Raw genomic sequence first — 11,704 nt, forward strand, 5'->3', positions numbered from 1 at the left:
CCGGCGGTGGGGGGCGCGGCGCCCGCGGCGGGGGCGCCCCCCGTCCGGGGGGGGCGCCGCCGCCCCCCCCCCCCTTCCGGGTTCTGCGAGGGGTCACACCAGCAGCTGGCCGCCGTCCACCTGCACCACGGCGCCGGTGATGTGCCGGGCCTGTCCGGAGGCCAGGAACAGCACCAGGGGCGTCAGGTCGGACGTCTCGGCGATCCGGCCGAGCGGGATGCGCGTCTCCCAGAGACCGCGCGCCGTCTCGTCCTCCATCAGCGGCGCCGTCATCGGCGTGTGCACCGGCCCGGGGGCGACGCCGTTGACCCGGATGCCGTGCCCGGCGAGTTCGAGGGCCGCGGTCCGGGTGAGGGCGTCCACCCCGGCCTTGGTGGCCTCGTAGTGGCCGAGCCCCGGGGTCGGCTGGCGGGCCCCGATCGAGCTGATGTTGACGATCGCCCCGCCCCGGCCGGTGTCGGCCATCTGCCGGCCGACCACCTGGGTCACCGTGAAGGTGCCACGCAGGTTGACCGAGACGACCAGGTCGAAGATCTCGGCGGGCAGGTCGAGCAGCGGACCGCCGCCGCCGGCCAGGCCCGCGTTGTTGACCAGGACCTCGACCGGGCCGAACCGCGCGGTGGCCTCGGCCAGGGCGGCGGTCACGCTCTCCCGGTCGGTGACGTCCATGGTGACGGCGAGCGCGCCGGCGCCGATCCCCTCCGCCACCGTGTCAGCCGCCGCACGGTTCAGGTCGGCGACCACCACCCGGTCGCCGGCCGCCGCGAACGCCTCGGCGACCGCGCGGCCGATGCCGCTGCCCGCCCCGGTGACCAGGACGACGCGCCCTTCGGTGCTCATCGTGCCTCCGCGATGAGGATGCGCGGGCTGCCGGGCAGCGCGCGGGTCTCGACGGGCTCCCAGCCGGCCTCGCGCAGCCAGCCTCGGACCTCGTCCTCCGGGTAGACGATCGTGCCGTCGATCACCAGGTACTCGCCGGCGTGCAGGGCGTCGATGCCGCGCTGCTGCTCGTCGGAGTCGAGGAAGAAGTCGAGCAGGACCAGCTTCGCACCCTCGGCCGCCGCCGCGCGCGCCCGGCGGACGATGGCGCGGTTCTGCTCGGCGTCGAAGCGGTGGGCCACGTGCTCCAGCAGCACCAGGTCGAAGCCTCCCGGGACGTCGCCCGTGACGGCGTCGCCCTCGACGATCTCCACCCGGTCGTCCACCCCGGCGCCGGCCAGCACGCCCCGGGCGTGGCCGACCAGCTCGCCGGCCGAGAGGAAGGTGCCCCTGAGGCCGGGGGCGGCCTTGAGGGCCTCGGCCAGGAACGAGCCGGAGAGGCCGCCGAGGTCCAGCACCCGCTCGTGCGCGGTGAAGTCGTAGTGCTCGGCGAGCTGGCGGGCGTGCAGCGCGTTGTAGGTCATCACGCCGGCCAGGAAGGTGGTCATCCGGTCGCCGCCGAGGTCCAGCCGGTTGGGCTCGGCGGTCCGGCTGGTCTCGCCGAAGCCCAGCCAGTGGCCGTAGCTGATCTCGTCGAGGAAGGTCAGGAAGGGGCGCAGGTCGATCTCGCCCTCGGCGCCGGTGAGGTAGGCGGCGGTGCTCGCGGAGTTCGCGTAGCGTCCGGCCGTGCGCTCCAGCAGTCCGAGGCCGGCCATCGCGTCGGCCAGGATGCGGCTGGTGCGTTCCGGCAGGCCGGTGCGGGCGGCGATCTGCGGGACGTCCTGCGGGCCGTCGGCGAGCGCGGCGAACAGGCCCGCGTCGGCGGCGGCGAAGAGCTGCTTGGCGGCCATGTAGCCGACGGCCACGTCGACGATCGGCGTCGGGTCCGCGGAACGGGGGGATTCCGGACGAAGGGACATATCGCGTCCTCCTTGACGGTCAAAGAATATGCCGGATGCTATACGATCGTCTTCCCGGCGGCCAGAGCCGGACTACTCGGATCCCAGGAGGTTGACGTGGAGCTCTCGCAGGCTGACTCCCCCCACGGCGGTGCGGGCGCGCCGGACGGTGCGTCCGCGACGGACCGCGTGCCCCGGCGCAGGCTCGGCGCCGACGGCCCGGAGGTGCCGGTGTTCGGCCTCGGCTCGTGGAACACCTGGGACCGGATGACCACCGACGAGGCCGCCGAGCTGGTCTCCCGCGCCGTCGCGCGCGGGGTCGACCTGTTCGACGTCGCCCACTACAACTTCGGGCCGCACGCGGAGAACGCGGTCACCGACATCATCTTCGGCGAGGCGGTCCGCACCGCCGGCCTGGCCCGCGAGGACTACCTGCTCTGCGGGAAGCTCTGGCTCTGGGACTACCCGAAGGCGTCGTTCGCGGAGCAGCTGGACGTCTCGCTGGCCCGGGTCGGCACCGACCGCGCCGACTTCGTGGTGGCCGGCGACCACCTCGGCGAGCTGGACGTCCACTCCGTGGTCACCGACGTCGCCGAGCTGGTGCGGGCCGGGCGGTTCACCGCCTGGGGCGTCAACAACTGGTCCGCCGACGACCTGTGGGCCGCCCGCCGGTTCGCGCTCGCCGAGGGCATGGTCCCGCCGTCCTTCGCCCAGCTCAAGTACAGCCTGGCCCGCCGCTCGGTGCCCGAGGGGGAGCCCTACGGCCGGCTCTTCGACGAGGCCGGGCTCGGCCTCCAGGCCTCCGACGTCTTCGAGGGCGGCATCCTGGCCGGCAAGCTGCACCCGCAGCGCAAGATCGGCGCCGACCCGGGCGGCATCCGCGAGCGGATCCGGGAGTCCTACCCGGAGGTGCTGCGGGTCGCGGAACGCTTCGGCGCCACGCCGGCCCAGCTGGCCGTCGCCTTCACGCTCACCCACCGGGCGGCCGCCAGCGTGCTGTTCGGCGCCAGCAGCATCGAGCAGTTCGAGACCAACCTCGGCGCGCTGGACCTGCTGGAGCGCCACGGCGGCGAACTGCGCGAGGCGGTCGCCGGTCTCTGGCTGGACCGCGACGTCGTCCACCCCGGCGCCTCCTGGGGCACCGACGCCCCGGCCCGCTGACGCCCGTCCGGCAGGGCCCGGCGGCTCCGCAGCGGCGACGGGCGCGCCCCGGACCTCCACCGTGCGAGGTCCGGGGCGCGCCCGTCGGGTCCGTTCCGTCCGTCCTGCCCGTCGCGTCCGCCGGGCCGCGGCGGTCACCGCTCCGGGCTCAGACCTCGTGCACCACCCGGCCGTCGACCACCGTCATCGCCACCGGGACCTCGGGCAGCGCACCCGGGTCGACGTCCCGCAGGTCCGCGCCGAGCAGGCAGAGGTCGGCGACCTTCCCGGCCTCCAGGGTGCCCTTCCAGCGCTCGGCGCCGTCCTGCCGGGCCGGCGCCACGGTGTAGGCGTACAGCGCCTCGTCGAGCGCGAGCCGCTGCCCGCGGCCTCCCGCGGTGCCGTCGGCCCCGGCCCGGGTGGCCGCCGCCGCCACGCCGGCCCGCCAGTCCGGAGCGAGCACCGGCGCGTCCGAGCTGAGGCAGAGCGGGACACCGGCGGTCAGCGCGTCGCGCACCGGCCAGGCGTGGGCGAGGGCGTCCGGGCCGAGGGCCCCGGCGAGCATCGGGGCGGTCGCGGCGGCGATGCCCGGCTGGGTGTTCAGCCCGACCCCGGCGGCGGCCATCGCGGCGAGCGTCGCCGGGTGGACGACGTCGCCGTGGATGAGGTAGTGGCGGCCGTCCCGGCCGTCCGTCGCGCGGGCCTCGGCGAAGGCCCCGGTGACCACCCGGGTGGTTCGGCTGCCGGTGGCGTGCACCCCGATCTGGTGACCGGCCGCGTGCGCGGCGCGGATCATCGAGCGCAGGTTCACCTCGCGCTCGCCGGCGTCGGCGCCGTCCACCAGCAGGGCGCCGTGGCCGCCGTCGGCGTACGGCTCCTCGCTCCACGCGCTGCCCATCGGCGGGATGCCGTCGGCGAAGATCTTCACCCCGGCGACGCGGAACCAGCCGGGGACCTCGGCCGGCGCCCGGAACCCGGCCAGGCCGCGCAGCAGGTCGGTGGCGCTGCTCGCGCCGTCCAGCAGGCCGAACAGCAGCAGCGCGGTGACCCGGGCGCGCAGCAGTCCCTCGGCGGCCAGCTCGGCGTACTCGTGCAGGACGGCGGAGGAGAAGCAGCCGGTGGGTCCGGCGTCCTCGCCGGGTCCGAGGCCCGGTTCGGTGTAGCTGGTGACGCCGAGCGAGGCGAGCAGGTCGCCGGTGCGGAGGATCGCGCGGCGCCGCTCGGCGGGGGTGGTGAGGGCGGCGAGCGCCGGCCCCTCGCCCGCGTGGTCGTGCCCGTGCCCGTCGTGCCCGTGCGCGTCGTGCCCGTGCCCGCCTCCGGGGTGGTCCGGCCCGCCGCCGGTCGGGGCGGCCGCGGCGAGCTGGGCCATCAGGGTGTCCGGCCACATGGTGCCGAGCCACGCCCCGTGCAGGTGCGAGTCGTTGATCCCGGGGATCAGCGAGCGTCCGCGCAGTTCCACCACGCGGGTACCGGGTCCGACGAGCGGCGCGACCTCGGCGTCGGTGCCGGTCCGGAGGATGGTCCCCCCGCTGACCGCGAGCGCCTGGGCGACCGTCCGGGCGCCGTCCATCGTGTGGACACGGCCACCCCTCATGACCAGGTCAGCCGTGGTGATTCCGGTCTGGAGTCCGTTGCGCATCTTCTTGCTCCCAGCTCTGGACACCGTGGATTGTGACTCTTAACGTACATGGAATCAGATACGATTTGCGAGTGCCGGACCCCTACGACGGCACCCGGGCAATCGGAGGTAAACGATGCCCCTGCACCCCGAGGCACAGCTGATCATCGACCGGGCCGGTGCGGCGGAGCAGCCCGCCCAGCCCGTCGAACTCGATGCCCAGACCATGCGCGAACAGTTCCGCACCACCTGGACCATGCCCGAGACGCTCCCGGCCGTCGGTTCGGTGGCCGACACCACCGTGCCGGGCCCGGCGGGCGACATCCCCGTACGGATCTACACCCCCGAGGGCGAGGGCCCCTTCCCGGCCTTCGTCTGGCTGCACGGCGGCGGATGGACCATCGGCTGTCTCGACGAGAACGAGTACTCCTGCCGCGCCGTCTGCGCCGCCTCCGGCGCGGTGGTCGTCTCGGTGGACTACCGGCTCGCGCCGGAACACCCCTACCCGGCCGCCGCGGACGACTGCTACGCCGTCCTCACCTGGCTCCACGAGCACGGCGCCACCATCGGCGTCGACCCCGGGCGGCTCGCCGTCGGCGGGGAGAGCGCGGGCGGCAACCTCGCCGCCGTCACCGGTCTGCGCGCCCGCGACCTCGGCGGCCCCCGGATCTCCCTCCAGGTCCTGATCTCCCCGGTGGTCGCCCACCCCGACGAGGGCCGGCTCTCCTACCGCGACTTCGCCGACGGCTACTTCCTGTCCAAGGACAGCATGGACTGGTTCTTCACCCAGTACCCGCGCGACGAGGCGGACCTCGCCGACCCGTACCTGCTCCCGCTGCGCGCCCGCGACCTCTCCGGACTGCCCCGCGCACTCGTCCTGGAGGCCGAGTACGACGTGCTCCGCGACGAGGGCGAGGAGTACGCCCGGGCGCTCGCCGCGGCCGGGGTCGAGACCTCCCTGGTCCGGTTCGACGGCCTCATCCACGGCTTCTTCGGCCTGCTCGCCACCGACCTCACCGACGCCGCCCGGGCCCACGCCCTGGTCGCCGACGCCATCCGCTCCGCCTGCGGCGGAGCCGCGTGATGACGCCCGCGCTCGCACTGCGCGACGTCAGCATCAGCCGGGCCGAGGCCCCGGTCGTCCACGGGGTCAGCCTGGACGTCGCCCCCGCCTCGGTGACCGTCCTGCTCGGGGCCAACGGCGCCGGGAAGACCACCCTGATGGACGGCATCGCCGGCCTGGTCCGCTGCACCTCCGGCACCGTCACCCTCGACGGCAAACCCCTCGACAAACTCTCCACCTACCGCCGCGCCACCTCCGGCCTGGCCTACGTGGAGCAGTCCCGCAGCGTCTTCCGCACCCTGACGGTCGAGCAGAACCTGCTGGTCGCCCAGCGGCAGGGCGCCGACCTCGACACGGCGTACCGGCTCTTCCCCGAGCTGGACAAGCGGCGCGGCCTTCAGGCCGGCCACCTCTCCGGCGGCGAGCAGCAGATGCTCGTCCTCGGGCGGGCCCTGGTCGCCGGGCCGAAGACGATCCTGATCGACGAGATGTCCTCCGGCCTCGCGCCGGTGGTCGTCCACCGCCTGATGAAGGCCGTCGCCGACCTGGTGGACCTCGGCATCGCGGTGCTGCTCATCGAGCAGTTCGCCCATCTCGCGCTGGAGATCGGCAGCCGCGCGTACGTGCTCAGCAAGGGCCGGCTGGCCTTCGACGGCCCGTGCGCCGAGCTTCGCGGTGACGCGGAGCGCCTGCACGACTTCTACTTCGGCGCGACCCCGGCACCCGCCGCCGCGGCGGCGGGCGCCCACAGCCCGGGCAGCGCCCCGGCGGAAAGCGAGGGAGCATGAGCCTCACCGAGAGACCGGCCACCGACCGCCGGGCGCTCGTCACCGGCCTCGGCGCCGCCGTCGCCGCCTGCGTCCTGGTGCCGGCCCTGCTGCCGCCCTACTGGGTGTACCTGGCGATCACCGCCGTGGTCAGCGCCGTCATCATGCAGAGCTACGGCGTCATCGTCGGCCGGGTCGGCGTGATGTCGCTCTGCCAGATGTCCTTCGCCTCGATCGGCGCCTGGGTGGTGCTGAGGCTCAACGTCGCGCAGGCCCCCGGCGGGTTCCTGGTCTGGCTGGTGCTCGGCGGTCTGGCCGCCGTCCCGGTCGGGGTCGCCATCGGGCTCCCGGCGCTGCGGATCCGGGGCGTCAACCTGGCCGTGGTGACCTTCGGCTTCGCGGTCTCGGCCGACATCGTGCTGAACGCCAACCAGTTCCCCGGCATGTCCGAGCTCAAGACCCTGGAGCGGCCCGCCCTGTTCGAGGACGACGGCGGCTACTTCGTCCTGGTCGTGATCGTCTTCACCGTGCTGGCCCTCGGGCTCGCCCTGCTGAACCGCACCCGGCTCGGGATGTCCTGGGCCGAGCTGCGGCACTCCGAGCGGGCCGCCGCCGCGCACGGCGTCTCGGTCGCCCGCGCCAAGCTGGCCGCGTTCGCGATCAGCGCCTTCGTCGCGGGTGTCGGCGGCGGTCTGATGGCCGGACAGTTCGGCCTGGTCGTGCCCGGCAACTTCGCCATGATGCAGTCGCTCGCACTGTTCGCGGTCGCCGTCCTGATCGGCCCGCACAACCCCGAGGGCGCCGTGATGGGCGGGGTCTTCGGCGCGGTGATGGCCACCGTGCTGGAGAAGCTGGACCTGCCGCAGGACCTCGGCGGCATGCTGTTCGGGGTCGGCGCCGTCCTGGCCCTGCGCAGCGGGGTCAGCCAGACCGACTTCACCCGGGCCCGCAAGCGCGAACGCGCGGCGCGGAGGTTCCTGGAGACCCACGAGGCCCGGCCGGCCGCCGGGCTCCCGGCCGCCGAGGACCTGCCGGGGCCGCCCGCCGCATCCGCCCCCGTGGCATCCGCTCTCGCCGCGGCCGGCGGCGAACCGGCCCTGACCGTACGGGGGTTGACCGTCCGCTACGGGTCGGTGACCGCCCTGGAGGGCGTCGACCTGACCGTCCCGCGGGGCGCCGTGGTCGGACTCATCGGCCCCAACGGCGCCGGCAAGTCCACCTTCATCGCCGCCGTCACCGGTTTCGTCGGCGGCTACGAGGGGAGCGTGGCGCTCGTCGGATCCCCGATCGACCGGCTCAGCCCCAGCGCCCGCGCCACCCGCGGCCTGCGCCGCACCTTCCAGACCACCACCATCGCCCCGGAACTCACCCAGTACGAGTACCTCACCATCGGCGCCGGGCGCCGGCTCTCCACGGAGGAGGCCGACGAACTGCTCGCGTTCTTCGGCTGCCCGCCCGGCCGGCTGCCGGTCTCGATGGTCGACGCGGGTGCCCGCCGCCTGCTGGACGTCGCCGCCGCCGTCGCCGCCCGGCCCGCCGTCGCCCTGCTCGACGAGCCCGCCGCCGGTCAGTCCGCCGCCGAGTCGCTCGCGCTCGGCCGCCGGCTGGCGCAGGTCCCGGCCCGGTTCGGCGTCTCCGTCCTGCTCGTCGAGCACGACATGGACCTCGTCCAGGCCGCCTGCTCCGAGGTCACCGTCCTCGACTTCGGCCACGTCATCGCCACCGGCCCGACCGGCGAGGTGCTCGCCGACCCGACCGTGATGGCCGCCTACCTCGGCACCGCGGACCTCCCGGTCGGCTGACCGCCGCCCGCCGCCCGCCGCCCGCCGCTCCACCGGCCCGGCCCGTACCACCCCCGCACCCCCCCCGCGACACCCACCCCCACCCTCGTGCGGAACCGCGCAACCCCGTTCCGGCGCGCCCCCACAGACGGAAATGAGTGCACCAATGAAGCATGCACGGCTGACCGCCGCCCTCGCCGCCGCCACCGCACTGGCCCTCGGCGCCACCGCCTGTGACAGCGGATCCGGCTCGGACACCGGCCCGATCAAGGTCGGTGCGATCAACGGGATCACCGGACTCTTCCAGACCCCCGAGGTCCCGCAGGCGGTCAAGGCCGTCTTCGACGAGGTCAACGCCGCCGGCGGCATCAACGGCCGCAAGCTGGAACTGCTCAGCATGGACGACGCGATGAACCCGCAGCGCGCCACCGAGGCCGCCGTCGACCTCGTCAAGTCCAAGAACGTCGTCGCCCTGGTCGGCTCCTCCAGCGCCGTCGACTGCGGCCTCAACCGCGCGGCCTACAGCAAGGCCCAGGTCGTCTCGATCCCCGCCGTCGGCGTCGACCCCGCCTGCTTCACCAGCCCCAACATCGCGCCGGTCAACCCCGGTCCGTTCAACCTGCTGACCGCCAACCTCTACTACGCCTCCGAGGTGCTCAAGCGGGACAAGGTCTGCCTCGACTACACCGTGCTGCCCGGCAGCGGCGGCGGCATCGAGGACGCGATCAAGAAGTGGACCGAGCTCACCGGCAAGCAGCTCGCCCACAAGGAGCTCGCCATCGCCGAGGGCGACCCGACCAAGTACCTCGTCGCCGACAAGGGCGCCGGCTGCCAGGCCGTCCTCTACAACGGCATCGTCGGCCCCTACTTCGCCCAGGCCAGGACCCAGGGCATGGACGACGTCGACTTCATCGTCGGCGCCAACACCTACACCGACGCCAACGCGCAGGCGATCCCGGCCGGCCTCAAGGTCTACGCCGGCACCGAGTGGCAGCCCTACACCGACACCACCCTGCCGGGCAACGAGCGCTGGTCCCAGCTGGTCGACAAGAACAAGATCCAGAAGACCGCCTTCAGCCAGGGCGGCGTGATGGCCGCCGACGTCTTCGTCCAGGTCCTCAAGGGCATCTCCGGGCCGATCACCCGCGAGTCCGTCACCAAGGCCTTCAAGTCCATGAAGCCGATCGACTACCCGATGGTCGGCACCCCCTGGGTCTTCGGCGAGGGCGACACCCACAACCCCGTCCAGGGCAGCCGCTTCGTCCAGGCCGTCAACGGCAGCTGGCAGGTGCTCCCCGAGGGCTTCGTCGTCCCCGGCAAGAAGTGACCCCGGCCGGCCCTGACCCGGCCGCAGCCCGCCGTCCCCCCACCCCGGACCGTGCGCCGCGCCCCGGTGCACGACCGGACCCCAGGACCCCAGGAGGTGTCCCATGCTCAACTCCACGCTCGCGGGCCTGACCGGTGGCGGCGTCTACGCCCTCCTCGGCCTGTGCGTCGTGCTGACCTACCGGCTCGTCGCCACGGTCAACTTCGCGATGGCCGCCGTCGGCGCGATCGGCGCCTTCGTCATGGTCGGCCTGACCGACGGGGGAGTGAGCCCCTGGCTCGCCCTGCCGGTCGGCGTGCTGGCCGGGGCGGCGCTGTCCGCCCTGCTCGGTACCGTCCTGGTGCGCTGGTTCGCCGATCACTCGCAGAACACCAAGGCGGCCGTCACCGTCGCCGTCTACGTCGCCGTGATGGCCGTCGGCCTGCGGCTGTTCGGCTCCACCACCACCGGCGCGCACAGCTTCCCCAGCCCCTTCGAGAGGCCCGTGCTCACCCTCGGCGGCGTCGTGATCCCGCAGTCGGTGCTGGTCACCATCGCCTTCGCCGCGGTCATCACCGTCGGCGTCGGCCTGCTGCTCGGCCGTACCCGGCTCGGCCTGCGCCTCCAGGCGCTCTCCGAGCGGCCCGCCACCGCGGAGGTGGTCGGCATCCCGGTGGCCCGCCTCGCCGTCGCCGTCTGGGCCGCGATCGGCGCCGTCACCACGCTGGTCGTGGTGCTCGCCGCACCGCGCCTCGGCGGGGACTTCTCCACCCTCGGCAAGCTCATCAACACCGCGCTGGCGGTCGCCATGCTCGGCGCCTTCCGCAGCCTGCCGCTCACCCTTCTCGGCGGCCTCGTACTGGGCTGCCTGGAGGGCTTCTCCGCCTCCGTCGAGGCGATCCAGAAGTACCAGGGCGTGGTGCCCTTCCTGGTGATCGTGGTGCTGCTCTGGTGGCGCAGCCGCAACGAGGTCTGGGACACCGCGCACAGCCGATGACCGGTCCGGGCACCAGCCCGGACCCCGGACCGGGGGAACGAAGGAGAGACCGACCATGACCCGAGTGACCAGCACCAGGGCCGCCGTGCTGCGCACCCACGGCAAGCCGCTGGAGATCGAGGAACTCCCGCTGCCCGAGCGGATCGAACCGGGCGCCGCCCTCGTGCGGATCGACTGCGCCACCCTCTGCGCGACCGACGTCCACCTGTGGAGCGGGGCGATGTCGATGCCCGGCATGCTGCCCCTGGTCCTCGGCCACGAGATGGTCGGCACCGTCGTCGCCGTCGGCGAGGGCACCGTCGACGCGCTGGGCCGCCCGGTCGGGGTCGGCCGGCGGATCGGCTGGTCGGAGTCCACCTGCGGGTACTGCCACGGCTGCACCGTGCTGCGCACCCCGGTGGCCTGCGAGGACCGCGGCTACGGCTTCCGCCAGCGTGCCGACCGGTACCCGTACGCCACCGCCGGGCTCGCCGAGTACAACTACGTCGTCCCGCAGGCGCAGAAGTACCTGCTGCCCGACGAGGTCGAGTCCACCTGGGCCGCCGCGGCCGGCTGCGCCGTCAAGACGGTGCTGCACGCCTTCGACCGGGCGGGCGGCACCCGGCCCGGCTCCTCGGTGGTGATCCAGGGCGCCGGCGCGCTCGGCATCGTGGCCACCGCCGTGGCCAAGGCCGGCGGCGCCGGACCGGTGATCACCATCGGCGCCCCGGACAGCCGGCTCGCACTCGCCGAGGAGTTCGGCGCCGATCTGACCCTCGGTCTGGCCGACGGCCCCGAGGCCCGTCGCGAGGCGGTGCTCGCCGCGACCGGCGGGCGCGGCGCCGACCTGGTGATCGACCTTGCCGGTGCCCCCGGCGTCGGCGCCGAGGCCGTCGACCTCGCCGCCTGGGGCGGCCGGTTCGTGATCGTCGGATCGACCGGTCCGGCTCCGCAGGAGCTGCCGCTGGGCACCGTCATGGGCAAGGAGCTGACCGTGCTCGGCTCGCTCAACGGCGATGTCGGCGACTACCACCGGGCCATCGGGTTCCTGCGCGACTTCCGCTCCCGGTTCGACTGGGACGCGCTGTTCAGCGCCCCGGTCGGCCTGAGCGGCGCCTCCGCGGCCATCGAGGCGATGGCCAGGCTGGAGCAGACCAAGGCCGTCGTCCACCCCTGGCTGCCCTGACCCGCCGTCCGGTCCCCGCCCGGCCGCACCACGGCCGGGACGACCGCCCC

The 11,704-nt window shown here is 74.2% G+C and carries 10 protein-coding genes; 7 read left to right on the forward strand and 3 right to left on the reverse strand.

Annotated features, from left to right (window positions below; all coding sequences use genetic code 11):
• Positions 1 to 93: 93 nt before the first annotated feature.
• Both ACFWIC_RS33835 and ACFWIC_RS33840 read right to left on the reverse strand, forming a co-directional pair.
• On the reverse strand, positions 94 to 840 hold the full coding sequence (locus ACFWIC_RS33835) for an SDR family NAD(P)-dependent oxidoreductase (protein WP_329879829.1): 747 nt from the start codon (positions 838 to 840) through the stop codon (positions 94 to 96).
• Entirely contained in the window at positions 837 to 1,838 is a 1,002-nt protein-coding gene (locus ACFWIC_RS33840; RefSeq protein ID WP_329947647.1) for a methyltransferase, read from the reverse strand. The genes ACFWIC_RS33835 and ACFWIC_RS33840 overlap by 4 nt, the downstream gene beginning before the upstream one ends.
• Before the next feature lie 96 nt (positions 1,839 to 1,934).
• Between ACFWIC_RS33840 and ACFWIC_RS33845 the strand changes: the two genes are divergently transcribed.
• Positions 1,935 to 2,978 carry an aldo/keto reductase gene (locus ACFWIC_RS33845; protein ID WP_380520765.1) on the forward strand — a complete coding sequence of 348 codons (1,044 nt, stop codon included), beginning with the start codon at positions 1,935 to 1,937 and terminating at the stop codon, positions 2,976 to 2,978.
• A gap of 148 nt (positions 2,979 to 3,126) precedes the next feature.
• Here the strand turns inward: ACFWIC_RS33845 and ACFWIC_RS33850 are convergent, their stop codons facing one another.
• On the reverse strand, positions 3,127 to 4,596 hold the full coding sequence (locus ACFWIC_RS33850) for an amidohydrolase (protein WP_380520766.1): 1,470 nt from the start codon (positions 4,594 to 4,596) through the stop codon (positions 3,127 to 3,129).
• Positions 4,597 to 4,711: 115 nt separating this feature from the next.
• On the opposite strand from ACFWIC_RS33850, the gene ACFWIC_RS33855 reads away from it, so the two are divergent.
• The 6 genes from ACFWIC_RS33855 (at position 4,712) to ACFWIC_RS33880 (ending at position 11,654) form a co-directional block, all read left to right on the forward strand.
• Entirely contained in the window at positions 4,712 to 5,659 is a 948-nt protein-coding gene (locus ACFWIC_RS33855) for an alpha/beta hydrolase (RefSeq protein WP_329879833.1), read from the forward strand.
• Positions 5,659 to 6,426 carry an ABC transporter ATP-binding protein gene (locus tag ACFWIC_RS33860; RefSeq protein WP_329879835.1) on the forward strand — a complete coding sequence of 256 codons (768 nt, stop codon included), beginning with the start codon at positions 5,659 to 5,661 and terminating at the stop codon, positions 6,424 to 6,426. The genes ACFWIC_RS33855 and ACFWIC_RS33860 overlap by 1 nt, the downstream gene beginning before the upstream one ends.
• Positions 6,423 to 8,207 (forward strand): ATP-binding cassette domain-containing protein, encoded by a 1,785-nt coding sequence (locus ACFWIC_RS33865; protein WP_380520767.1) that lies wholly within the window; start codon positions 6,423 to 6,425, stop codon positions 8,205 to 8,207. The genes ACFWIC_RS33860 and ACFWIC_RS33865 overlap by 4 nt, the downstream gene beginning before the upstream one ends.
• 145 nt (positions 8,208 to 8,352) lie before the next feature.
• A complete protein-coding gene (locus ACFWIC_RS33870) occupies positions 8,353 to 9,513 on the forward strand; it encodes an ABC transporter substrate-binding protein (protein WP_329947651.1) in 1,161 nt (386 codons plus the stop codon).
• 103 nt (positions 9,514 to 9,616) lie between these two features.
• Positions 9,617 to 10,489, forward strand: a complete 873-nt coding sequence (locus tag ACFWIC_RS33875) for a branched-chain amino acid ABC transporter permease (protein ID WP_329947652.1) — start codon at positions 9,617 to 9,619, stop codon at positions 10,487 to 10,489.
• A 55-nt stretch (positions 10,490 to 10,544) separates the two neighbouring features.
• On the forward strand, positions 10,545 to 11,654 hold the full coding sequence (locus ACFWIC_RS33880) for a zinc-binding dehydrogenase (RefSeq protein WP_329947653.1): 1,110 nt from the start codon (positions 10,545 to 10,547) through the stop codon (positions 11,652 to 11,654).
• Positions 11,655 to 11,704 lie beyond the last annotated feature (50 nt).

It is taken from the genome of Kitasatospora sp. NPDC127035 (genome assembly GCF_042726075.1).
In the GTDB taxonomy this organism is placed as follows: domain Bacteria; phylum Actinomycetota; class Actinomycetes; order Streptomycetales; family Streptomycetaceae; genus Kitasatospora.

Coding starts and splice junctions, on each gene's coding strand:
- ACFWIC_RS33850 (WP_380520766.1), bottom strand. CDS start 4,596: ATGCGCAACGGACTCCAGACCGGAATCACCACGGCTGACCTGGTCATG.
- ACFWIC_RS33865 (WP_380520767.1), top strand. CDS start 6,423: ATGAGCCTCACCGAGAGACCGGCCACCGACCGCCGGGCGCTCGTCACC.
- ACFWIC_RS33855 (WP_329879833.1), top strand. CDS start 4,712: ATGCCCCTGCACCCCGAGGCACAGCTGATCATCGACCGGGCCGGTGCG.
- ACFWIC_RS33880 (WP_329947653.1), top strand. CDS start 10,545: ATGACCCGAGTGACCAGCACCAGGGCCGCCGTGCTGCGCACCCACGGC.
- ACFWIC_RS33875 (WP_329947652.1), top strand. CDS start 9,617: ATGCTCAACTCCACGCTCGCGGGCCTGACCGGTGGCGGCGTCTACGCC.
- ACFWIC_RS33860 (WP_329879835.1), top strand. CDS start 5,659: ATGACGCCCGCGCTCGCACTGCGCGACGTCAGCATCAGCCGGGCCGAG.
- ACFWIC_RS33835 (WP_329879829.1), bottom strand. CDS start 840: ATGAGCACCGAAGGGCGCGTCGTCCTGGTCACCGGGGCGGGCAGCGGC.
- ACFWIC_RS33870 (WP_329947651.1), top strand. CDS start 8,353: ATGAAGCATGCACGGCTGACCGCCGCCCTCGCCGCCGCCACCGCACTG.
- ACFWIC_RS33840 (WP_329947647.1), bottom strand. CDS start 1,838: ATGTCCCTTCGTCCGGAATCCCCCCGTTCCGCGGACCCGACGCCGATC.